The sequence below is a fragment of the Inquilinus sp. OTU3971 genome, from assembly GCF_038440215.1.
Genome location: NZ_JASATH010000084.1, coordinates 1 through 21,487 on the forward strand (window position 1 = coordinate 1; position 21,487 = coordinate 21,487).

At 68.6% G+C, this 21,487-nt stretch carries 20 protein-coding genes; 12 read left to right on the forward strand and 8 right to left on the reverse strand.

The window, feature by feature from the left end; genetic code table 11:
* The first annotated feature begins 96 nt into the window (after nucleotides 1-96).
* Both AAHM41_RS20840 and kdsA read left to right on the forward strand, forming a co-directional pair.
* Nucleotides 97-1,725 (forward strand): CTP synthase, encoded by a 1,629-nt coding sequence (locus tag AAHM41_RS20840; RefSeq protein WP_342238498.1) that lies wholly within the window; start codon nucleotides 97-99, stop codon nucleotides 1,723-1,725.
* 11 nt (nucleotides 1,726-1,736) lie between these two features.
* A complete protein-coding gene (gene kdsA, locus AAHM41_RS20845) occupies nucleotides 1,737-2,579 on the forward strand; it encodes a 3-deoxy-8-phosphooctulonate synthase (RefSeq protein WP_342238499.1) in 843 nt (280 codons plus the stop codon).
* A 14-nt stretch (nucleotides 2,580-2,593) separates the two neighbouring features.
* Here kdsA and AAHM41_RS20850 read toward each other — a convergent pair whose 3' ends face one another.
* The 3 genes from AAHM41_RS20850 to AAHM41_RS20860 all read right to left on the reverse strand — a co-directional run bounded on the left by AAHM41_RS20850 (nucleotide 2,594) and on the right by AAHM41_RS20860 (nucleotide 4,889).
* Nucleotides 2,594-2,770 carry a hypothetical protein gene (locus tag AAHM41_RS20850; RefSeq protein WP_342238500.1) on the reverse strand — a complete coding sequence of 59 codons (177 nt, stop codon included), beginning with the start codon at nucleotides 2,768-2,770 and terminating at the stop codon, nucleotides 2,594-2,596.
* An 84-nt stretch (nucleotides 2,771-2,854) separates the two neighbouring features.
* Entirely contained in the window at nucleotides 2,855-3,562 is a 708-nt protein-coding gene (locus tag AAHM41_RS20855; protein ID WP_342238501.1) for a hypothetical protein, read from the reverse strand.
* Nucleotides 3,563-3,653: 91 nt separating this feature from the next.
* Complete coding sequence (locus tag AAHM41_RS20860; RefSeq protein WP_342238502.1) at nucleotides 3,654-4,889, reverse strand: cyclopropane-fatty-acyl-phospholipid synthase family protein; 1,236 nt, start codon at nucleotides 4,887-4,889, stop codon at nucleotides 3,654-3,656.
* 214 nt (nucleotides 4,890-5,103) lie between these two features.
* Here AAHM41_RS20860 and eno point away from each other — a divergent pair, with 214 nt between their 5' ends.
* The 8 genes from eno to AAHM41_RS20900 all read left to right on the forward strand — a co-directional run bounded on the left by eno (nucleotide 5,104) and on the right by AAHM41_RS20900 (nucleotide 13,841).
* On the forward strand, nucleotides 5,104-6,384 hold the full coding sequence (gene eno, locus AAHM41_RS20865) for a phosphopyruvate hydratase (protein WP_342238503.1): 1,281 nt from the start codon (nucleotides 5,104-5,106) through the stop codon (nucleotides 6,382-6,384).
* A 50-nt stretch (nucleotides 6,385-6,434) separates the two neighbouring features.
* Nucleotides 6,435-6,770 (forward strand): FtsB family cell division protein, encoded by a 336-nt coding sequence (locus tag AAHM41_RS20870; protein ID WP_342238504.1) that lies wholly within the window; start codon nucleotides 6,435-6,437, stop codon nucleotides 6,768-6,770.
* A 190-nt stretch (nucleotides 6,771-6,960) separates the two neighbouring features.
* The gene (gene pdhA, locus AAHM41_RS20875) at nucleotides 6,961-7,938 is read left to right on the forward strand and encodes a pyruvate dehydrogenase (acetyl-transferring) E1 component subunit alpha (RefSeq protein ID WP_342238505.1); all 978 of its coding nucleotides are present in this window, start codon (nucleotides 6,961-6,963) and stop codon (nucleotides 7,936-7,938) included.
* A gap of 58 nt (nucleotides 7,939-7,996) precedes the next feature.
* Nucleotides 7,997-9,397, forward strand: coding sequence for a pyruvate dehydrogenase complex E1 component subunit beta (locus AAHM41_RS20880; RefSeq protein ID WP_342238506.1), 1,401 nt, complete (start codon nucleotides 7,997-7,999; stop codon nucleotides 9,395-9,397).
* A 22-nt stretch (nucleotides 9,398-9,419) separates the two neighbouring features.
* Nucleotides 9,420-10,754 carry a pyruvate dehydrogenase complex dihydrolipoamide acetyltransferase gene (locus AAHM41_RS20885; protein WP_342238507.1) on the forward strand — a complete coding sequence of 445 codons (1,335 nt, stop codon included), beginning with the start codon at nucleotides 9,420-9,422 and terminating at the stop codon, nucleotides 10,752-10,754.
* A gap of 89 nt (nucleotides 10,755-10,843) precedes the next feature.
* Nucleotides 10,844-12,241 carry a dihydrolipoyl dehydrogenase gene (gene lpdA, locus AAHM41_RS20890; protein WP_342238508.1) on the forward strand — a complete coding sequence of 466 codons (1,398 nt, stop codon included), beginning with the start codon at nucleotides 10,844-10,846 and terminating at the stop codon, nucleotides 12,239-12,241.
* Nucleotides 12,242-12,326: 85 nt separating this feature from the next.
* Entirely contained in the window at nucleotides 12,327-13,310 is a 984-nt protein-coding gene (lipA, locus tag AAHM41_RS20895; protein WP_342238509.1) for a lipoyl synthase, read from the forward strand.
* Between the two features lie 66 nt (nucleotides 13,311-13,376).
* On the forward strand, nucleotides 13,377-13,841 hold the full coding sequence (locus AAHM41_RS20900; RefSeq protein WP_342238510.1) for a type II toxin-antitoxin system RatA family toxin: 465 nt from the start codon (nucleotides 13,377-13,379) through the stop codon (nucleotides 13,839-13,841).
* Here AAHM41_RS20900 and AAHM41_RS20905 read toward each other — a convergent pair.
* The 5 genes from AAHM41_RS20905 to AAHM41_RS20925 form a co-directional block, all read right to left on the reverse strand.
* Nucleotides 13,796-15,325 (reverse strand): alpha/beta fold hydrolase, encoded by a 1,530-nt coding sequence (locus AAHM41_RS20905; protein WP_342238511.1) that lies wholly within the window; start codon nucleotides 15,323-15,325, stop codon nucleotides 13,796-13,798. The two genes, AAHM41_RS20900 and AAHM41_RS20905, sit on opposite strands and share 46 nt — an antisense overlap.
* Nucleotides 15,326-15,387: 62 nt before the next feature.
* A complete protein-coding gene (locus AAHM41_RS20910) occupies nucleotides 15,388-15,906 on the reverse strand; it encodes a CinA family protein (protein ID WP_342238512.1) in 519 nt (172 codons plus the stop codon).
* Nucleotides 15,903-16,391, reverse strand: a complete 489-nt coding sequence (locus AAHM41_RS20915) for a phosphatidylglycerophosphatase A family protein (protein ID WP_342238513.1) — start codon at nucleotides 16,389-16,391, stop codon at nucleotides 15,903-15,905. Before AAHM41_RS20915 ends, AAHM41_RS20910 begins: the two co-directional genes overlap by 4 nt.
* Complete coding sequence (locus AAHM41_RS20920; protein ID WP_342238514.1) at nucleotides 16,391-17,554, reverse strand: bifunctional 2-C-methyl-D-erythritol 4-phosphate cytidylyltransferase/2-C-methyl-D-erythritol 2,4-cyclodiphosphate synthase; 1,164 nt, start codon at nucleotides 17,552-17,554, stop codon at nucleotides 16,391-16,393. The genes AAHM41_RS20915 and AAHM41_RS20920 overlap by 1 nt, the downstream gene beginning before the upstream one ends.
* A 76-nt stretch (nucleotides 17,555-17,630) precedes the next feature.
* Nucleotides 17,631-18,623, reverse strand: a complete 993-nt coding sequence (locus AAHM41_RS20925) for an OmpA family protein (RefSeq protein WP_342238515.1) — start codon at nucleotides 18,621-18,623, stop codon at nucleotides 17,631-17,633.
* A 258-nt stretch (nucleotides 18,624-18,881) separates the two neighbouring features.
* Between AAHM41_RS20925 and AAHM41_RS20930 the strand changes: the two genes are divergently transcribed.
* Both AAHM41_RS20930 and ntrC read left to right on the forward strand, forming a co-directional pair.
* Nucleotides 18,882-20,018, forward strand: coding sequence for a two-component system sensor histidine kinase NtrB (locus AAHM41_RS20930; RefSeq protein ID WP_342238516.1), 1,137 nt, complete (start codon nucleotides 18,882-18,884; stop codon nucleotides 20,016-20,018).
* On the forward strand, nucleotides 20,015-21,469 hold the full coding sequence (ntrC, locus tag AAHM41_RS20935; RefSeq protein ID WP_342238517.1) for a nitrogen regulation protein NR(I): 1,455 nt from the start codon (nucleotides 20,015-20,017) through the stop codon (nucleotides 21,467-21,469). Before AAHM41_RS20930 ends, ntrC begins: the two co-directional genes overlap by 4 nt.
* Nucleotides 21,470-21,487: the final 18 nt, after the last annotated feature.

A 21,487-nucleotide genomic window follows, 5' to 3' on the forward strand; every position in this document is an offset into this window, starting at 1 on the left:
AAAAACCCGGCGGCATGACTGTCATGTTGGGGGCGGCCGTGGTTTGGGCCGCCCCGCTGTTTTTGGCTGGACGAATCTGAGGTAGGGTAGAATTCCATGACGCGGTACATCTTCATTACCGGCGGCGTGGTCTCCTCGCTTGGCAAGGGACTGGGCGCAGCAGCACTCGGGGCACTTCTTCAGGCGCGGGGCTTCAAGGTCCGGCTCCGGAAGCTGGACCCCTATCTCAACGTCGACCCGGGCACGATGAGCCCGACCCAGCACGGCGAGGTCTTCGTCACCGATGACGGGGCCGAGACCGACCTGGATCTGGGCCATTACGAGCGCTTCACCGGCGTGGCAGCCCGCAAGAGCGACAACGTCACCACCGGCAAGATCTATTCGGGCGTGATCGCGCGCGAGCGCCGCGGCGACTATCTCGGCGCCACGGTGCAGGTGATCCCGCACATCACCGACGCGATCAAGGAATTCATCCGGTCGGACGTCACCGACGAGGACTTCATCATCTGCGAGGTCGGCGGCACGGTCGGCGACATCGAGAGCCTGCCGTTCCTCGAGGCGATCCGCCAGTTCGGCAACGAGGTCGAGCCCGAGAACGCGTTGTTCCTGCACGTCACGCTGCTGCCCTACATCCCGGCGGCGGGCGAGCTGAAGACCAAGCCGACCCAGCATTCGGTGAAGGAGCTGCTGTCGGTCGGGATCCAGCCGGCGATGCTGCTGTGCCGCGCCGACCGGCCGATCCCGGCCAATGAGCGGCGCAAGATCGCGCTGTTCTGCAACATCCGGCCGGAGCGGGTGATCGCCGCCCTCGACGTCGACACCATCTACAACGTGCCGATCTCCTATCACGAGGAAGGCTTCGACGATCAGGTCCTGGCCTATTTCGGCCTCGATCAGCCGAAGGCGCCTGACCTGTCGCGCTGGACCGGCATCGTCCGGCGCGTGCGTGCGCCGGAGGGCGAGGTCACCATCGGCGTGGTCGGCAAGTACACCTCGCTGATCGACAGCTACAAGAGCCTGGCCGAGGCCCTGACCCATGGCGGCATCGCCAACAACGTCAAGGTCAAGCTCGACTGGATGGATTCGCAGATCTTCGAATCGGAGGACGCGGTCAGCCATCTCGAGCATGTCCACGGCATCCTGGTGCCGGGCGGCTTCGGCGAGCGCGGGGCCGAGGGCAAGATCCGCGCCGCCCAGTTCGCGCGCGAGCGCAAGGTGCCGTATTTCGGCATCTGCTTCGGCATGCAGATGGCGGTGATCGAGGCGGCGCGCCACATGGCCGGGCTGCCGGCGGCGAATTCGACCGAGTTCGGCCCGACCAACGAGCCGGTGGTCGGCCTGATGACCGAATGGACCCGCGGCAACGCGCTGGAGACCCGCAAGTCGGACGGCGACCTCGGCGGCACCATGCGCCTCGGCGCCTATCCGGCCGCCCTGGTGCCCGGCAGCCGGGTGCAGGAGATCTACGGCGCGACCGAGATCAGCGAGCGGCACCGCCACCGCTACGAGGTCAACATCAACTACCGCGACCGGCTGGAGCAGGCCGGGCTGTTCTTCTCCGGCCTGTCGCCCGACGGCGTGCTGCCGGAGATCGTGGAGCTGCCGGACCATCCCTGGTTCATCGGCGTGCAGTTCCATCCGGAGCTGAAGTCGAAACCGTTCGACCCGCATCCGCTGTTCACCGACTTCATCCGCGCCGCGATCGAGCAGAGCCGGCTCGTCTGAGGACCATGACCATGACCGCAGCCCGTGCCGTCACCGTCGGCCCCGTCACCTTCGGCAACGACCGCCCACTGACCATCATCGCCGGCCCGTGCCAGCTGGAAAGCCGCGAGCACGCGCTGGAGATGAGCCAGGCACTGGTCGAGATCACCGGCAGGCTGGGCCTCGGCCTGGTCTACAAGACCTCCTTCGACAAGGCGAACCGCACCTCCGGCTCGGCCGCCCGCGGCCTGGGCATGGAGAAGAGCCTGCCGATCATGGCCGAGGTCCGGGAAAAATTCGGCTGCCCGGTGCTGACCGACATCCACGACGCGGCGCAATGCGCGCCGGTGGCGGAGGCGGTCGACATCCTGCAGATCCCGGCCTTCCTGTGCCGCCAGACCGACCTGCTGCTGGCCGCCGGCGCCACCGGCCGGGCGATCAACGTCAAGAAGGGCCAGTTCCTCGCGCCCTGGGACATGAAGAACGTCGCCGCCAAGATCGCCTCGACCGGCAACGACAAGGTCCTCTTGACCGAGCGCGGCGTCAGCTTCGGCTACAACACCCTGGTCAGCGACATGCGCTCGCTGCCGATCCTGGCGCAGACCGGCTATCCTGTGGTGTTCGATGCCACCCATTCGGTGCAGCAGCCGGGCGGGCAGGGCGCCAGCTCGGGCGGCCAGCGCGAATTCGTGCCGGTGCTGGCCCGGGCCGCGGTCTCGATCGGCGTCGCCGCCGTGTTCATCGAGACCCACCAGGACCCGGACCACGCCCCGAGCGACGGCCCGAACATGGTGCCGATCAGCAAGCTCGAGGCACTGCTGACCACCCTGGTCGCGCTCGACCGCATCGCCAAGGCCGACCCGGTCCGGATCTGAGCAGGTCCATGGCGTCATCTGATCGAAAGCCTTGGACGATCCCCGGACGACATCGTCGCCGAGACGATCCGGAACATGTCGCTTTGCAGGCTTGGCAGATCGCCGATATCGAAGCTGGCTTGGTGCAGGCGGATGCAGGCGAGTTCGCCAGCGATGCTGATGTTATGCGTGTGATGGCGAAGTTGGCGCATAAGGGGCCGCGGGACCCGCGACGAAGGTTGGAATCGTCAGAGGCGAACCCGACACCCCACAGCTTAGGCTGTCGATTCGTTCCGCTACTCATTGTAAGGATCAATCAACTGGCCGGTGGCGACGTCGCGACGCTCCTGCCGGATGACCGTCGCGCGCAACTCCCAATGTGGCATGTATCGATCGAGGCGGATTGAATCGGCCAGGGACGTTCCATTCGCGAGTTGCAGGTGGCCAAACCGATCTGATCGGGAAATGACGCCCTCGGCGGCCCGTGACAGGTCGATCACCTCAAGCTTCCAGGTGCTGTCGTCACCCCACACGCATCCGGCGACGAAACCGGTGGTCAGCGACAGCCAGGGGCCGAATGTCCGGTGATAGCCATATTGATCCGCCTCCTGTCCCGAATGCCCTTCGGCATCGGTCTCGAACCACCAATCTTCCCTCTCTCGACCAGTCGGGTCTTTGCAGACGACCTTCTTGTATCGCGGGACATAGAATTCGACCGGGCAGAAGCCTCCGGCGGCCGGCTCTTCCCCGCCAAGGTCGGCGCAGTCGGGCAGCTTCATCACCCGGGTTGATGTGTAATCCCTCGAATACAGGGCATACCACTCCGACCCTAGCTCAAACGGCTCAAACGTTGTTTTGGCCCAGCCCGGGTGATTTCGCTTGTATTCACCGACCTGAGCGGGGCCGTCGAAGATCTTAATCAATGAGGAACCCCACGACCCGCTTTGATGCGGTTCGATCGTCTCCTCGGCTCGAAATCGTCTGCTCTCGATACCGGCCTTCATAATGTTAGGCTCCATTGGATGATGCGGAGCAGAGCTGGAGAGCAGATTGGGTTCGCCGAGGCGAACCCAATCTGCTGTTGTCGTCCTCCGTTCACTCCGCCGCCGCGGCCATGGTGGCGTAGCGGCGTTCGGTGTCGGTGATGTAGTCGCGAGTGAGGGGGGCGGCGTCGCGCTTCCGGGCCAGCTGCATCTGGAACACCATGCAGGTGCCCATCCGGAACTCGTTCTCGCAGCCCAACAGATAGAACTCCCACATCCGGCAGAAGCGCTCGTCATAGAGCTTGGCGATGCGCTCCCGCTGCTGCTGGAACCGCTCGTTCCAGGCCGCCAGCGTGTCGGCGTAGTGCAGCCGCAGGATCTCGATGTCGGTGACCCACAGGCCCTGGCGCTCGACCGCGGCCAGCACCTCCGACAGGGCCGGCACGTATCCGCCCGGGAAGATGTACTTGCGCAGCCAGGCGCCGGTGTTGCCCGGTGGGGTCATGCGCCCGATCGAGTGCAGCAGCATGACGCCGTCATCGGCCAGCAGGTCGCGGACCTTGGCGAAGTACTCGTCGTAATAAGCGACGCCGACATGCTCGAACATGCCGACCGAGACGATCCGGTCGAAGCGCTGGTCGAGCTGCCGATAGTCGCGCAGCTCGAATCTCACCCGGTTGCCCAGGCCGCGCTTGGCGGCCCGCTCCTCGGCCAGCTTCTGCTGCTCGACCGACAGGGTCACGCCCGTCACTTCGACCGGCGCCAGCTCGGCCAGCGTCATCGCCATGCCGCCCCAGCCGGAGCCGATGTCGAGCACGTTCTTGGCATCGTCGAGCAGCAGCTTGGCGGCGATGTGCCGCTTCTTGGCGGTCTGGGCGTCCTCGATGGTGCCGACCCCGTCGCCGAAATAGGCGCAGGAGTACTGCATGTCCTCGTCGAGGAAGAGCTCGAACAGCTCGCGCGACAGGTCGTAGTGGTGGTGGACGTGCTCCTGCGCCTTGCCGACCGGGTTGTACTGCTGCAGCCGGCGCAGCCGGCGGCCGACCGAATTCAACAGCGCCTGCAGCGGATAGCCGTCCAGCGCCTGGAAGTTATGGCCGTACAGGGCGAACAGGTCGCGCAGCGTGGTGCCGTCCTCGAGCGTCAGCGTGCCGTCCATATAGGCCTCGCCGACCGCCAGCGCCGGGGCCGCGAACAGCCTCCGATGCAGGGTGGGATCGTGCAGCCGGACCGAGGCGAAGGGGCCGGGCCGCTGGCCCGCGAAGTCATGGGCGACACCGCCCGCGTCGGTCACGCGCAGGCGTCCCGCCTGCACGAAGCGCGACAGCATATGGGAGAGAAGCCGCATCTCGGTACCCTGGGTTGCGCACTTTTGTCGCGAGGCTACTACTCAAATTGACGCAGTTTCAACACGGGCAAGCCACAATCGCCGGATGTGAGATCTGCCGCAGGCGCAGAGGTAAAAATCCTTGCATTTTCCGGTCCGCGGCACAGTCTGGCCCCGCCGATTCCCGCCCCACCACTCCGCGCCCCCCGATTCCGTTTCAGCGAGAGGCAGCCCTATGACCGCGATCGTCGACATCCATGCCCGCCAGATCCTCGACAGCCGGGGCAACCCGACCGTCGAGGTCGACGTCACCCTCGAATCCGGCGCCTTCGGCCGCGCCGCCGTGCCGTCCGGCGCCTCGACCGGCGCCCATGAGGCGGTCGAGCTGCGCGACGGCGACAAGTCGGTCTATGGCGGCAAGGGCGTGACCAAGGCGGTCGACGCCGTCAATGGCGAGCTGTTCGATGCGCTGGCCGGGCTCGACGCCGAGGACCAGATCGAGCTCGACCGCACCATGATCGAGCTGGACGGCACCCCGAACAAGGGCCGGCTGGGCGCCAACGCCATCCTCGGCGTCAGCTTGGCCGTGGCCCGCGCCGCGGCCGAGGATGCCGGCCTGCCGCTGTACCGCTATGTCGGCGGCGCCTATGCCAGCACGCTGCCGGTGCCGATGATGAACATCATCAATGGCGGCGCCCATGCCGACAACCCGATCGACATCCAGGAATTCATGATCCTGCCGGTCGGCGCACCGACCCTGGCCGAGGCGGTGCGCACCGGGTCGGAGGTATTCCACGCCCTGCGCAAGAAGCTGAAGGACGCCGGCCACAACACCAATGTCGGCGACGAAGGCGGCTTCGCGCCGAATCTCAGCTCGGCCGACGAGGCGCTGAGCTTCATCGTCCAGGCGATCGAGGCCGCCGGCTACAAGCCGGGCGACGACGTGGTGCTGGGGCTCGATGCCGCCTCGACCGAGTTCTACAAGGACGGCCGCTACGTCCTGGAAGGCGAGGGCAAGACCCTCGATGGCGCCGGCCTCGTCGCCTATTACGAGGAGCTGGTGAAGCGGTACCCGATCGTGTCGATCGAGGACGGCATGGCCGAGGACGACTGGGAGGGCTGGGCCGCGATCACCAGCGCCCTCGGGAAGCGCGTCCAGCTGGTCGGCGACGACCTGTTCGTGACCAACCCCGAGCGCCTGTCCCAGGGCATCGCCCGCGGCATCGGCAACTCGATCCTGGTCAAGGTCAACCAGATCGGCACCCTGACCGAGACCCTGCAGGCGGTGGAGATGGCGCACAAGGCCGGCTACACCGCGGTGATGTCGCACCGCTCGGGCGAGACCGAGGACGCGACCATCGCCGACCTCGCCGTCGCCACCAATTGCGGGCAGATCAAGACCGGCTCGCTCAGCCGCTCCGACCGGCTGGCCAAGTACAACCAGCTGATCCGGATCGAGGAGCAGCTGGGCCGTGCCGCCAGCTATGCCGGCCGCTCGGTGCTGCGCCAGCGTTAGGGGCTTTGATTGACGCCGACCCCGACCTATGGTGATCTGAAGCCATGAGCATGTTTCGCTACCTCCGGCGGAAACTGCGGCCGATCATCGGGCCGGTGGTCGGCGTCTGCCTGATCGCCTATTTCAGCTACCATGCGATCCAGGGCGACCACGGCATCTTCGCCCGCGACGCGCTGCAGGGCGAGGTCGCCCAGGCGAAGTCGACGCTGGACGAGCTGACGGCGCAGCGTACGGAGATGGAGAAGCGCGCCGCGCTGATCGACCCGAAGCAGGTCGACCTCGACATGCTGGACGAACGGGCCCGGGCGATGCTGAATGTCGCCAGGCCGGACGATGTCGTCATTTTCTTTCCCAAGACCGCACCGGCCCCGGCGCCGGCCCAGTAAACCCGCGCGTCTGCCTTGCGCCGATGGCGGTTTGGCCACGGACCTGCGCCTTGCAAATTCCGGCCGTGCGGGGTAGCACTGGGCCAGGCGGCAAAACTATGCGCGCCTACTAACCCGATGCCATCCGACCAGGGAGGATCCATTGGCCGCCACGAAACGTCGTCCTGCCCAGGATAAGACGTCGGGAGCCGTGGCTCCCGTTGCCGCCGGCAAGGACGAGTTGCTGCGCTATTACCGCGACATGCTGCTGATCCGCCGCTTCGAGGAGAAGGCCGGCCAGCTGTACGGCATGGGCCTGATCGGCGGCTTCTGCCACCTCTATATCGGCCAGGAGGCCGTGGTGGTCGGCATGCAGGCGGCCCAGACCCCGGCCGACGACGTCATCACCGGCTATCGCGACCACGGCCACATGCTGGCCTGCGGCATGGACCCGCGCGGCGTGATGGCGGAGCTGACCGGGCGCCGCGGCGGCTACTCCAAGGGCAAGGGCGGCTCGATGCACATGTTCAGCCGCGAGAAGAAGTTCTTCGGCGGCCACGGCATCGTCGGCGCCCAGGTCTCGCTCGGCACCGGCCTCGGCTTCGCCCATCGCTACAAGGAAGACGGCGGCGCCTCGATCACCTATTTCGGCGACGGCGCCTCGAACCAGGGCCAGGTCTATGAGAGCTTCAACATGGCGGCTCTCTGGAAGCTCCCGGTCATCTATGTGATCGAGAACAACAAATACGGCATGGGCACCTCGGTGCAGCGCGCCTCGGCCAATGCCGATCTGCATCTGCGCGGCCAGGCCTACGGCATCCCCGGCGTCCAGGTCGACGGCATGGACGTGCTGTCGGTCAAGGCCGCCGCGGGCGAGGCGCTGGAGCGCGCCCGGGCCGGCGAGGGGCCGACCATCCTCGAGATGATGACCTACCGCTATCGCGGCCACTCGATGTCCGATCCGGCCAAGTACCGGAGCAAGGAGGAGGTGGCGAAGATGCGCGAGACGCACGACCCGATCGATCTGGTGCGCAAGAAGATCGACGCGATCGGCGGCATCAGCGAGGACGACTTCAAGGCGATCGACAAGGAGATCCGGGGCATCGTCAACGATGCGGCGGAATTCGCGCAGCAGAGCCCGGAGCCCGATCCGTCGGAGCTCTACACCGACGTCCTGATCGAAGCCTGAGTCATCACGACCCGGCGGGCGCCCCCTCGAGGCGCCGCCGGCTGCCGGAGAATTCCCAATGCCCACCGAAATCCTGATGCCGGCGCTGTCGCCGACCATGACCGAGGGCACGCTCGCGAAGTGGCTGAAGCGCGAGGGTGACGCGGTGAAGTCGGGCGATGTGATCGCCGAGATCGAGACCGACAAGGCGACCATGGAGGTCGAGGCGGTCGACGAAGGCACCATCGGCAAGATCCTGGTGCCCGAGGGCACCGAGGCCGTGGCCGTGAACACCCCGATCGCCATCCTGCTCGGCGACGGCGAGAGCGCGGGCGACATCGGCCACGCCAACGGCAAGGCCGCCCCGGCGGCCGAGGCCCCGGCGGAAGCGCCGAAGGCCGCGGCGCCGAAATCCGAGGCCCGGGCGCCCGCCGCCCCGGCCGCGCCGCCGGCGACCAAGGCGCCGCCCGCCACCGACGAGGACAAGTTCTTCGCCAAGACCAAGCGCCTGACCGTGCGCGAGGCGCTGCGCGACGCCATGGCCGAGGAGATGCGGCGCGACCCGACCGTGTTCCTGATGGGCGAGGAGGTCGCGGAGTACCAGGGCGCCTACAAGGTCAGCCAGGGCCTGCTCGAGGAGTTCGGCGCCAAGCGCGTGATCGACACCCCGATCACCGAGCACGGCTTCGCCGGCCTCGGCGTTGGCGCCGCCTATGCCGGGCTGCGGCCGATCGTCGAGTTCATGACCTTCAACTTCGCCATGCAGGCGATCGACCAGATCATCAACTCGGCGGCCAAGACGCTGTACATGTCCGGCGGCCAGATGGGCAGCCCGATCGTGTTCCGCGGCCCGAACGGCGCGGCGTCGCGCGTCGGCGCCCAGCACAGCCAGGACTATGCCAGCTGGTACGCCCACTGCCCGGGCATGAAGGTGGTGTCGCCCTGGTCCGCGGCGGACGCCAAGGGCCTGCTGAAATCGGCGATCCGCGACCCGAACCCGGTGATCTTCCTCGAGAACGAGATGCTCTACGGCCAGAGCTTCGACGTGCCGGAGGACCCCGAGTTCATCGTCCCGATCGGCCGCGCCAAGATCCTGCGCCCGGGCAAGGACGTCACCATCGCCGCCTATTCGATCATGGTGGGCAAGGCGCTGGAGGCGGCCGAGACCCTGGCCGCCGAGGGCATCGACGCCGAGGTCATCGACCTCCGCTCGATCCGGCCGCTCGACGTCGAGACCATCGTCAACTCGGTCAAGAAGACCAACCGGCTGGTCTCGGCCGAGGAGAGCTGGCCCTTCGCCGGCATCGGGTCGGAGCTGGCGGCGCTGATGATGGAGCACGCCTTCGACTATCTCGACGCCCCGGTCGGGCGCGTCTGCTCGGTCGATGTGCCGCTGCCCTACGCCGCGAACCTGGAGCACCTCGCGCTGCCCCAGGCCTCGCACATCGTCGAGGCGGCCAAGGCCGCCTGCTACCGCTAGGCGCCGGACAGGGGAGGGATCGATGACGATCAACATTCTGATGCCGGCGCTGTCGCCCACGATGACCGAGGGCACGCTCGCCACCTGGCACAAGAAGGAAGGCGACAAGGTCAAGTCCGGCGACGTGATCGCCGAGATCGAGACCGACAAGGCGACCATGGAGGTCGAGGCGGTCGACGAAGGCACCATCGGCAAGATCCTGGTGGCCGAGGGCACCGAGAACGTGCCGGTCAACGAGGTCATCGCCATCCTCCTCGAGGAGGGCGAGGATGCCGGCGCGCTGAAGGGCGGTGCGCCCGCGCCGAAGGCCGAGGCCAAGGCCGAGGCTCCGGCCGCCGAGCCGAAGGCCGAGGCTGCGGCTCCGGCGGCGCAGCCCGCCCCGGCCGCCAAGCCGGCGACCAACGGCCATGACGACGGCCGCGTCTTCGCCAGCCCGCTGGCCCGCCGCATGGCGCAGCAGGCCGGGGTCGACCTGGCGACGCTGAAGGGCAGCGGCCCGCATGGCCGCGTGGTCAAGGCGGATGTCGACGCGGCGCTGGCCGGCGGTGCCCCCGCCGCCAAGCCAGCCGCCGCGGCGCCCGAGGCGGCGAAGCCCGCGCCTGCCGCTGCCGCTCCGGCCGCGAAGCCGGCCGCCGCCGGCGGCCCGAATGCCAAGCAGCTCGCCGATGCCTTCGGCATCCCGTACAGCGAGCAGAAACACAGCAACATGCGCAAGACGGTGGCGCGCCGGCTCCTGGAGTCGAAGCAGACCGTCCCGCATTTCTACCTGACGGTCGACATCGAGCTCGACGCGCTCCTGAAGCTGCGCAAGGAGCTGAACGACCGCGGCGACGTCAAGCTGTCGGTCAACGACCTGATCATCAAGGCGGCGGCGCTGGCGCTGCGCAAGGTCCCGGCGGCCAACGCCTCCTGGACCGACGAGGCGATGATCCAGTACGAGCGGGTCGATGTCTCGGTCGCGGTGGCGACCCCGGGCGGCCTGATCACTCCGATCATCAAGGACGCCGACCGCAAGGGCCTGGGCACGATCTCGGGCGAGATGAAGGACCTGGCCGCCCGCGCCCGCGACGGCAAGCTGAAGCCCGAGGAATACCAGGGCGGCACCTTCTCGATCTCCAATCTCGGCATGTTCGGGGTCAAGGATTTCGCGGCGATCATCAACCCGCCGCAATCCTGCATCCTGGCGGTCGGCGCCGGCACCCAGCGACCGGTGGTCAAGGACGGCGCGCTGGCCATCGCCACGGTGATGAGCTGCACCCTTTCGGTCGACCACCGCGCGGTCGACGGCGCGGTCGGGGCCGAGTACCTGGCGGCCTTCCGGGCGCTGGTGGAAGCCCCGCTGAGCATGATGCTTTGACCGCTCGGGGGCCGGGCCCGTCCCGGCCCCCGACCGGCGACCCGCGACAGCCTCCGCCGGGATGCGGGTGGCAGCAAGGAGACACGACAGTGGCTGAGACCAGCTTCGACGTCCTGGTGATCGGCGGCGGCCCGGGCGGCTACGTCGCCGCCATCCGCGCGGCCCAGTTGGGGCTGAAGACCGCGCTGGTCGAGCGCGAGCACCTGGGCGGCATCTGCCTGAACTGGGGCTGCATCCCGACCAAGGCGCTGCTGCGGTCGTCCGAGATCTCGCACCTGCTGAAACATCTCGACCAATATGGCTTTTCGGCCAAGGACATCAGCTTCGATCTTAAGAAAGTAGTTGATCGGTCGCGCAAGGTCGCCTCTCAGCTGTCCGGCGGCGTCAAGCATCTGCTGAAGAAGAACAAGGTGCCGGTGTTCGACGGCAGCGCGAAGCTGCTCGGCGGCGGCAAGGTCGAGGTGGCGCTGAAGGCCGGCGGCAAGGAGACCCTGGCGGCCAAGCACATCATCATCGCCACCGGCGCGCGGGCCCGGAACCTGCCGGGGCTGGAGGCCGACGGCAAGCTGATCTGGAGCTACAAGGAGGCGATGGTCCCGCCGACCATGCCGAAGTCGCTGCTGGTCATCGGCTCGGGCGCCATCGGCATCGAATTCGCCAGCTTCTACCGCAACATGGGCGCCGAGGTGACCGTGGTCGAGATGCTCGACCGCGTGCTGCCGGTGGAGGATGAGGAGATCTCGGCCTTCGCCAGGAAGCAGTTCGAGAAGCAGGGCATGCGCATCCTGGTCGGCGCCAAGACCCAGAAGCTGGAGAAGGGCGCCGACAGCGTCACCGCCACCGTCGAGGTCGGCGGCAAGACCGAGACCATCACCACCGACCGGGTGATCCTGGCGATCGGCATCGACGGCAATGTCGAGAACATCGGGCTCGAGAACACCAAGGTGAAGGTCGACCGCGGCCACATCGTGGTCGGCAAGTATCTGGAGACCGATGAGCCGGGCGTCTACGCCATCGGCGACGTGGCCGGCGCGCCCTGGCTGGCGCACAAGGCCAGCCATGAGGGCGTGATCTGCGTCGAGAAGATCGCCGGCCAGCACCCGCATCCGATGGATGTGACCAACATCCCGGGCTGCACCTACTGCACGCCGCAGGTCGCCTCGGTCGGGCTGACCGAGGCCAATGCCAAGGCGGCGGGCTACGCGGTCAAGGTCGGCCGCTTCCCCTATATCGGCAACGGCAAGGCGATCGCGATGGGCGAGCCGGAGGGCATGATCAAGACCGTGTTCGACGCCAAGACCGGAGAGCTGCTGGGCGCCCATATGGTCGGCGCCGAGGTCACCGAGCTGATCCAGGGCTATGTCGTCGCCAAGACGGGCGAGCTGACGGAAGCGGAACTGATGCACACCATCTTCGCGCATCCGACGCTGAGCGAGATGATGCATGAGAGCGTCCTGGACGCCTACGGCCGCGCAATCCACTATTGAGCAAAGCGGGCTTGGCTTCGTGCGGCGTTCCTCCAATCTCTGAGGGAATGTCGTCGAGCCAGGCCGCAACCCGCAAGGACGGACCATGTCCGCTGTAGAGCCCCATCTTCGCCACCCCGAGAAGGCGAATCGCCCGGACAATCCGATCCAGCGCAAGCCCGCCTGGATCCGGGTCAAGGCGCCGGTCTCGGCCGAGTACAACCAGACCCGCAGGCTGATGCGGGACCTCAAGCTGAACACGGTGTGTGAGGAGGCGGCCTGCCCCAATATCGGGGAATGCTGGGCCAAGGGCCATGCCACGGTGATGATCCTGGGCTCGGTCTGCACCCGCGCCTGCGCCTTCTGCAACATCGCCACGGGCCGGCCGGACCAGCTCGACCCGCATGAGCCGCAGCACGTCGCCGAGGCCGCCGGCCGGCTGGGGCTGAGCCACATCGTCATCACCTCGGTCGACCGCGACGACCTCGACGACGGCGGCGCCCGGCATTTCGCCGAGACCATCCGCGCGGTCCGTGCCGCGGCGCCGGACACGACCATCGAGATCCTCACTCCCGACTTCAAGAACAAGCCGGGAGCCGTTGAAATCGTTGTCGAAGCGCGACCGGACGTGTTCAACCACAACCTCGAGACCGCGCCTCGGCTGTATCCCTCGATCCGGCCCGGCGCCCGCTACTTCACCTCGCTGCAGCTGCTGTCGCGGGTGAAGGAGCTGGACCCGACCATCTTCACCAAATCCGGCATCATGGTCGGCCTGGGCGAGACGGCGGAGGAGGTCGGGCAGGTGATGGACGACCTGCGCGCCGCCGATGTCGACTTCATGACCATCGGCCAGTACCTGCAGCCGACGACCAAGCACGCCAGGCTGGACCGCTTCGTCACGCCGGAGGAGTTCCAGACCCACGAGAAGATCGGCCGGGCCAAGGGCTTCCTGATGATCTCGGCCTCGCCGCTGACCCGGTCCTCCTATCACGCCGGCGCCGATTTCGAGAAGCTGAAGGCCGCCCGCCTCGCCAAGCTCGCCGCGGCCTCCGGATCCATCGACCTGGTCGCGCTGGCACAGAGCGCCTGAAGGTCGCACTGGCGGGACGCCGCCGACGGTTTAATCTAGGTCGTCGAGCCGTCCCGCGGGTCCATCATGCCGTCACACACCGAACGCCGTATCCTGCCCTTCACCCCGCAACAGCTCTATGAGCTGGTGGCGGATATCGAGGCGTATCCCAGCTTCCTGCCCTGGTGCCTGGCCGCGCGCATCCGCAAGCGCGAGGGCAATGTGCTGACGGCCGATCTGGTCATCGGCTTCAAGATGATCCGCGAGCGCTACACCAGCCGGGTCACGCTGACCCCCGGGCGGCAGATCGACGTCGCCTATGTCGACGGGCCGATGAAGCGGCTGACCAATTGCTGGCGCTTCCTGCCGCATCCGAACGGCTGCGAGATCGACTTCCATGTCGATTTCGAGTTCCGCTCGCGGGTGCTGCAGACGGTGATCGGGGCGGTGTTCCACGAGGCCTTCCGCCGCATGGTCGGCGCCTTCGAGACGCGGGCGCGGGCGCTCTACGGCGATCGCGCCTCGGTGCCTGCGGCCGCGGCCGAAGGCTGATCCAGGCCGGCCGTGGTGAAGCGCGGCGCCAGGGTGCGGTCGGCACAGAGCGCGTCGAGCGGCGCCGCCGGCATGTCGATGAAGTGGGCCACCAGCTCCGGCGCACAGCTCTCCGTGCTCAGGATGGAATGGCTGCCGGCCCGGAACTCCACCACCCGGCCATTGGTCAGGGTCCGCGCTGCGATATAGGCGTATTCCGGCGGCGTGATCGGGTCGAAGCTGCCGGTCAGCAGCAGGGTGGGCGTGGCGCTCGACACCGCCACCGCATCGACTGCCGAGATCGGCGGCACATGCCAGGAATCGCAGACCTGCCACTCCAGCGCATAGGCGGCGTCGCCGCCATAGGGCTCGGAGGCGGCCACCGACGCCGCCAGCGTGTCGCGGGTGGCGAAGGGCCAGCTCTCGCTGCAGGCCACGCTGAGCGCCAGCCCGTCGGACCGGTTCGGCCCGCCGCTGAACACCGGCCCGATCCAGGGGGCTAGGGCGCTCAGGTCGCCGCGCGCCACCTTGTCGATCAGCTCCGGCAGGTCGGGCAGGACGGCCGGGTCGTAGAAGGTGGCGTAGAGCGCGTCGAGCACGATGCCGTCATCGACCCTGATGCTGCGCCGGCCCTGGCGGATCGTCTCCGGCTGGGACCTTAGCTGCGCCAGCATGCCGTCGAAGCGGGCCTCCAGCAGCGGGTACTGGGCATCGCAGTCGGGGCTGGACCTGCACTCGCCGAACAGCCGCCGGAACACGCGGGCGATCAGCGCCGGCTGGGTGTCGAGGTCGAAGATTCCCGGCGGGTAGACGCTGTCCAGCACGGCGCTGCGCACCCGGTCGGGGAAGTCGCGCATCACCGCCAGCGCCACCCGGGTGCCGTAGGACACGCCGATCAGGTTGTAGCTCTCGTAGTTCAGCGCGGCGGCGATGTCGTCGACATCGGCCGCGGCCTCGGCGGTGGTGTAGGCCGACAGGTCGATGCCGGACCGGGTCAGGCGGTCGTGGCAGCGCACGGCCGCCGGCCGCTCCAGCGCCAGCACCTCGGCCCGGCCCATCCCCGGCTTCCAGTTCCGCTCGGAAATGCGATCCAGCTCCGGGCAGTCCAGGCTGGGCCGCGACTGGCCGACGCCGCGCTGGTCGAAGACGATGAAGTCGCGCGCCTCGCGGATCGGCCGGCTGATCTGCCACCAGGTGTCGGCATCGTCGCCGAAGGCGGCGTCGCCGGGGCCGCCATTGAGGAAGATCACCGGATCCGGCAGCGGCGATTGGGCCCGGCTGTGCAGCACCGCGACATAGAGGCGGAGGCTGCGGCCGCGCGCGCCTTCGCGATGCGTCGGCACGGCGACGAAGCCACAGGTCGCCCGCTCTCCGCGCGGCACGGCGAAGACGCAGCGCGTGCTCTCGAAGCCGGGGGCCGCGGAAGCCGGAAAAGCGAACAGGATCAGGGCGCCGAAGGCGAGAAGAGGCCAGAGATTCGAGGCCGGAGTCAGACGCACTGGCACGGTGCTTTCGTGAGAGTCTCGCCGGCCATGATGCGGTGCGCTCCGCCGGCCGGCAACCCGCGTCAGCCGGCGTGGGGGGATGCGGTTTTCGCAGCTTGCGCGCCGGCCAGCAGCAGCTCCAGCGCCAGCCGCAGTGCCTGGGTCCGGACCGCGGTCCGGTCGCCGGCGAAGACGCGCTTTTCCGTGCGGGTCTCGGCGCCTTGGCGGGCGAGACCGAAATGCACCAGCCCGACCGGCTTGCCCGGGGTGGCGCCGCCCGGCCCGGCGATGCCGGTGATGGACACGGCCAGGCCGACCCGGGCGCGGATCAGCGCCCCCGCGGCCATCGCCGCCGCGACCTCGGCGCTGACCGCGCCCTTGTCGGCGATCAGGTGCGTCGGCACGCCGAGCAACTCGGCCTTCGCCGCGTTGGAATAGGTGACGAAACCGCGTTCGATCACGTCGGAGGAGCCGGCGATCGCGGTCAGCGCCGCCGCCACCAGCCCGCCGGTGCAGCTTTCCGCCGTCGCCAGCGTCAGCCCGCGGGCCTGGCAGGACTCCAGCACCTGCGTGGCCAAGGCAAGGTCCGCGTCGTCGATCATGCCAGCCCTCCCGCCAGGACCGCCGCGCCGACCGCGGCGGTGGCCGCGCCGGCGGCGATGTCGTCCATCATCACGCCCCAGCCGCCGCCGAGCTCACGGTCGAGCCAGGAGATCGGCCAGGGCTTGGCGATGTCGAGCAGCCGGAACAGGGCGAAAGCGAGGGGGTAGAGCCACGGCACGCCGGCCACCGGGGCCAGGGCCAGCAGCTGGCCGGCCACCTCGTCGACCACGATCGCGCTCGAATCCGCCTCGCCGCCGCGGCAGACCGCGCCGGCCGCCCAGATTCCGGCCAGGCCGATGACAACCCCCGCGATCGCCACCGCCGCCGGCCCGCCCAGCCGCCACAGCAGCCAGGCGAGGGGCAGGGCGGCGAGCGAGCCCCAGGTGCCGGACGCCACCCGGATCAGCCCGATCCCGCCCACCGTCGCCAGCAGCGTCGAGGGCTGCCAGAAGGTGCAGCCGGGCGGGAGCGGCCGGAACGGCATCAGCGCTCGATCCGGACGCTCGCCGAGGCCTGGGCGGCGATGCCCTCCTCGCGGCCGGTGAAGCCGAGCCGCTCGGTCGTGGTCGCCTTGACGCTGACCCGCTCGGCGTCGATCCCCAGGATCTCGGCGATCCGCGTCACCATGGCGGTGCGGTGCGGGCCGATCTTCGGCCGCTCGCACAACAGCGTCACATCGACGTTGAGGATGGTGCCGCGGGCCCGCACCAGATCGGCGGCATGGGCCAGGAAGGCGGCGGAATCGGCGCCGCGCCAGCGTTCGTCCGAGGGCGGGAAGTGCTGGCCGATGTCGCCGGCGCCGATGGCGCCGAGCAGAGCGTCGGTCAGGGCGTGCAGCCCGACATCGGCGTCGGAATGGCCCTCCAGCCTGGCGGCATGGGGGATGCGGATGCCGCACAGGATGACGGCGTCGCCGGTGATCAGGCGGTGCACGTCGAAGCCGGTGCCGGTCCGGATGTCGGCGGCGCCGCCGAGCAGTCGTTCCGCGCGGGTCAGGTCCGCCTCCGTGGTGATCTTGAAGTTGTCGACATGGCCTTCGACCAGGCGCACGGCAATGCCCTGGCGCTCCGCCACCGCGGCGTCGTCGGTCAGCGCCTCGCCGGCGGCGGCGCGGTGGGCGGCCAGCAGGGCGGGGAAGCGGAAGCCCTGCGGCGTCTGCGCCTGCCACAGGCCGCTGCGGTCGACCGTGCCGGCGGCGATGGGAGCCCCGGCCTGCTTGTCATCAGCTCGTTTAATCGTGTCGACCACGGGCACCGCGGCGATCGCCGCCTCGGCGTCGGCCAGCGCATCGAGCACGCGGTCGATCGTCGCCCGGTCGACCAGCGGCCGGGCCGCGTCATGCACCAGGACGAGATCCGGCGCCCGCTGCGCCAGCCATTCCAGCGCGGCGCGGACGCTGTCCTGCCGGGTGGCGCCGCCGATGACCGGATCGGGCAGGCCGAGGCCGGCGGTGGCGGTCTCGTAGAGCGGCCGGTGCTCGTCGCGGATCACCACGACGATGTCGTCGAACCGGCCGGTGGCGCGGAACGCCTCGACCGACCGGCGCAGCACCGAGCTGCCGGCCAGCGGGCGGTACTGCTTGGGCAGGGAACCGCCGAACCGCTCGCCGGTTCCGGCGGCGACGATGACGGCGGCGTGGCGTGGCATGATCCGCTGGGTCTCCTGGACGAAAGGCGCCGCACGATAGGGCGGCGCCTTGGATGAGACAAGCGGAAGGCGGGGTCTACTGCGGGATCAGCTCGACCCGGCGGTTCTTGGCCCGGTCCTCGTCGCTGTCGTTCGGCGCCACCGGCGCCAGCGGGCCGACGCCCGCCGGGTTCAGCCGGCTCGCGGACACGCCGTATTGCTCGACCAGCGCCGCCACCACCGCCGCGGCGCGGGCCCGCGACAGCGTCAGGTTGGTCTCCATGCCGCCGACATTGTCGGTGTGGCCGACGACATGGATCTTCAGCGACGGGTCGTCCTTCAGGAACTGCGCCACCTGGTCCAGCGCCGGCTTGGAGTCCGGCTTCAGATCGGACTTGGCGAAGTCGAAAGTGATGCCGTAGAGGGCGATGTGGCCCTGCGCCGCCAGGCCCTTCCCGATCTCGGCGGCCGACACCGTCACCATCTTGTCCTGCAGCGTGCCGGATTCGATGACGTCGAGCTGGACGATGGTCTGGCCTTTCTCGACCTCGACATGCGGCGCGTAGCCGTCCTCGTATTCGGTGACGTAGAGGGCGATGTCGATCGTGGCGCCGTCCTTGATCAACTCTGCGGTCAGGAAATGCGCGGCCTCCGGGCTGTACTCGAACAGCTGGGTCTCGATTCCGGCGAAGATGGCGCCCTGGTTCTTGCCGATCTCGGCGCCGTCGGCCTTGAACAGCACCTGGTAGCCCTTGGCCGCCAGCTCGTTCTGGTAGTTCTCGAACACGTCGTCGGAGGAGACGCCGGCCGGCGCCGTGTAGCTGAGCCGGGTCAGGGCGCCGCTGACCTCCTTCGAACCGGTGAAGACGGGCTTCTCGCCGGACGCATCAAGCTCGTCGGCCGGGCCGAGCGGCAGGGTGTAGCGGACGAATCTCTGGGTGCTGTAGGACACGATCGAAGCGCCGTCGAAGCGCTTGATCCCGGGATAGTCCTTCGCCCCCTTGATGTCGGCGGCCGCCGCCGGCGCCGCGGCGGCCAGCGCCAACGCCAGTGCGGCGATGCGACCGATCGTCCCGATCATCGAGTTCATAGGATTCTGCTCCATCGTCGCCGCCGGCCCGCAGGCACGGCGCTGTCTTGCTCAAATCGCGGCCGTCTCTTTGCAGAGGACGCCCCAATGTCCGGCCCGAGCTTCGGCCGGCTCTCATGTAGCGCCGCTCGCAAGGAACTTCTTCCCCCTCAGAATCGGGGGACGGATGTCATTTCTGCTCATTGGTTAGGCAAAACTTTCATTGGACAAATTTTAGGCGATAGGCTGATCTGACGCCTGTCAGTCCTTTCGCCGCCCATGCCAAACCTGAAACCGATCTCTATCGCCGCGGCCGAGCCGCAACCGGATCCCTTCGCGCTTCTGGCCTCGCTGCCGGTGGCGGTGCTGGCGGTCGGCCGCGACCGGGTGATCCGCTTCGTCAACCTGGCCGCGCAGCAGCTGCTCGACGCCAGCGAATCCGCACTGCTGGGCCAGGACCTGACCGGCTTCGTGCCGGGCGACAGCCCGCTCTTCGCCCTGATCGACCAGGCGATCCAGCAGGACCGCAGCGTCGGCGACTACGGCATGCTGCTGGAAAGCCCGCGGATCGGGCGCCGCACCGTCTCGGTGACGGTCGCGCCGCTGGTCGACCCGCCGGACCTCGCCGTGCTCAGCCTGTTCGAGGAATCGGTGGCGCGGCGGATCGACACCCAGCTGAACCGCCGCCATGCGGCCCGGTCGATGACCGCGATGGCCGCGATGCTGGCGCATGAGATCAAGAACCCGCTCTCCGGCATCCGCGGCGCCGCCCAGCTGCTGGAGCAGACGGTCGGCGACGAGGACCGGGCGCTGACCCGGCTGATCTGCGAGGAGACCGACCGCATCGTCCGGCTGGTCGACCGCATGGATGCCTTCTCCGACCCCAGCCCGCTGAACCGCGACCCGGTCAACATCCATGAGGTGCTTGAGCGGGCGCGCCAGGTGGCGCAGACCGGCTTCGGCCGCCATGTCCGCTTCATCGAGCGCTACGACCCGTCGCTGCCGCCGGTGCCGGGGCATTTCGACCAGCTGGTGCAGGTGTTCCTGAACCTGATCAAGAACGGGGTCGAGGCCGTGGCGGAGGATGGCGAGATCGTCCTGACCACCGCCTATCAGCGCGGCGTCGCGATCGCGGTGCAGGGCACCAGCCAGCGCCTGAACCTGCCGCTGATGGTGGCGGTCCAGGACAATGGCCCGGGCATCCCGGACGATCTGAAAGACCATCTGTTCGACCCCTTCGTCACCACCAAGGCGGAAGGCTCCGGCCTCGGCCTGTCGCTGGTGGCCAAGATCATCGGCGACCATGGCGGGCTGATCGGCTTCGAAAGCGAGCCGCGCCGCACGGTGTTCAAGATTTCCCTGCCGATCCACGCCGAACCGGCGCCGACCGGCGAAGACAACGGAAGCGAAGCATGACCAGCGGGACCATTCTGGTCGCGGATGACGATCGCGCCATCCGCATGGTGCTGACCCAGGCCCTGTCGCGCCTCGGCCACGAGGTGCGCAGCACCGGCACCGCCTCGACCCTGTACAAATGGATCCAGGACGGCGTCGGCGACCTGATCATCACCGATGTGATGATGCCGGACGAGAACGGGCTGGATCTGCTGCCGCGGATCAAGAAGCTGCGGCCGGAGCTGCGTGTCATCGTCATGAGCGCGCAGAACACCCTGCTGACCGCAGTCAAGGCGACCGAGCGCGGCGCCTTCGAATACCTGCCCAAGCCGTTCGACCTGAAGGAGCTGGTCGGGGTGGTCGAGCGCGGCCTGACCCTGCCGCGCCAGGACGGGGCCGAACGGCGGGAGCCCGAGGACGGCGAGGAGGCGATGCCGCTGATCGGCCGGTCGCCGGCGATGCAGGAGATCTACCGGGTGATGGCCCGGCTGATGGCGACCGACCTGACCGTGATGATCGCCGGCGAGAGCGGCACCGGCAAGGAGCTGGTGGCCCGGGCGCTGCACGATTACGGCCGCCGGCGGTCCGGCCCCTTCGTCGCCATCAACATGGCGGCGATCCCGCGCGACCTGATCGAATCCGAGCTGTTCGGCCATGAGAAGGGCGCCTTCACCGGCGCGCTGTCGCGCTCCACCGGCCGGTTCGAGCAGGCCCAGGGCGGCACCCTGTTCCTCGACGAGATCGGCGACATGCCGATGGAGGCGCAGACCAGGCTGCTGCGGGTGCTGCAGGAGGGCGAATACACCACGGTCGGCGGCCGCACCCCGATCCGGGCCGATGTCCGCATCGTCGCCGCCACCCATCGCGACCTGCGCACCATGGTGCGGCAGGGGCTGTTCCGCGAGGACCTGTTCTATCGCCTCAACGTCGTGCCGATCCGGCTGCCGCCGCTGCGCGAGCGGTCGGAGGACATCCCGGCCCTGGTCAGCCACTTCATGCGCCGCGCCGCCGCCGAGGGGATGAGCGAGAAGGCGCTGGACAAGCGGGCGATGGAGCGGCTGACGCGGCACCGCTGGCCCGGCAATGTCCGTGAGCTGGAGAACCTGGCGCGGCGGCTCTGCGCGCTCTATTCGCAGGAGACGATCGGCATCGACGTGATCGAGGCCGAGCTGAGCGACGCCCTGCCGCAAGCCGGCATCGCCGAGCCCGGCGTGGAGCCGGCCGGGGAGGGGCTGTCGGCCGCGGTCGAGCGCCATCTGCGCGACTATTTCGCCGCCCATGCCGGCAGCCTGCCGGCCAGCGGCCTGTACGACCGGGTGCTGCGCGAGGTCGAGCGGCCGCTGATCACGCTGAGCCTGGCCGCCACCCGCGGCAACCAGATCCGGGCGGCCGAGCTGCTCGGCCTCAACCGCAACACCCTGCGCAAGAAGATCCGCGAGTTAGACATTCCGGTGGTCCGTGGCCTAAGCTAGGCCGCTTGACCGTAGCGC

Bases quoted from the DNA above. Each gene is read 5' to 3' on its own strand.
- AAHM41_RS20840 (WP_342238498.1), top strand. From the start codon at position 97: ATGACGCGGTACATCTTCATTACCGGCGGCGTGGTCTCCTCGCTTGGC.
- kdsA (WP_342238499.1), top strand. From the start codon at position 1,737: ATGACCGCAGCCCGTGCCGTCACCGTCGGCCCCGTCACCTTCGGCAAC.
- AAHM41_RS20850 (WP_342238500.1), bottom strand. From the start codon at position 2,770: ATGCGCCAACTTCGCCATCACACGCATAACATCAGCATCGCTGGCGAA.
- AAHM41_RS20855 (WP_342238501.1), bottom strand. From the start codon at position 3,562: ATGAAGGCCGGTATCGAGAGCAGACGATTTCGAGCCGAGGAGACGATC.
- AAHM41_RS20860 (WP_342238502.1), bottom strand. From the start codon at position 4,889: ATGCGGCTTCTCTCCCATATGCTGTCGCGCTTCGTGCAGGCGGGACGC.
- eno (WP_342238503.1), top strand. From the start codon at position 5,104: ATGACCGCGATCGTCGACATCCATGCCCGCCAGATCCTCGACAGCCGG.
- AAHM41_RS20870 (WP_342238504.1), top strand. From the start codon at position 6,435: ATGTTTCGCTACCTCCGGCGGAAACTGCGGCCGATCATCGGGCCGGTG.
- AAHM41_RS20880 (WP_342238506.1), top strand. From the start codon at position 7,997: ATGCCCACCGAAATCCTGATGCCGGCGCTGTCGCCGACCATGACCGAG.
- AAHM41_RS20885 (WP_342238507.1), top strand. From the start codon at position 9,420: ATGACGATCAACATTCTGATGCCGGCGCTGTCGCCCACGATGACCGAG.
- lipA (WP_342238509.1), top strand. From the start codon at position 12,327: ATGTCCGCTGTAGAGCCCCATCTTCGCCACCCCGAGAAGGCGAATCGC.
- AAHM41_RS20900 (WP_342238510.1), top strand. From the start codon at position 13,377: ATGCCGTCACACACCGAACGCCGTATCCTGCCCTTCACCCCGCAACAG.
- AAHM41_RS20910 (WP_342238512.1), bottom strand. From the start codon at position 15,906: ATGATCGACGACGCGGACCTTGCCTTGGCCACGCAGGTGCTGGAGTCC.
- AAHM41_RS20915 (WP_342238513.1), bottom strand. From the start codon at position 16,391: ATGCCGTTCCGGCCGCTCCCGCCCGGCTGCACCTTCTGGCAGCCCTCG.
- AAHM41_RS20920 (WP_342238514.1), bottom strand. From the start codon at position 17,554: ATGCCACGCCACGCCGCCGTCATCGTCGCCGCCGGAACCGGCGAGCGG.
- AAHM41_RS20925 (WP_342238515.1), bottom strand. From the start codon at position 18,623: ATGAACTCGATGATCGGGACGATCGGTCGCATCGCCGCACTGGCGTTG.
- AAHM41_RS20930 (WP_342238516.1), top strand. From the start codon at position 18,882: ATGCCAAACCTGAAACCGATCTCTATCGCCGCGGCCGAGCCGCAACCG.
- ntrC (WP_342238517.1), top strand. From the start codon at position 20,015: ATGACCAGCGGGACCATTCTGGTCGCGGATGACGATCGCGCCATCCGC.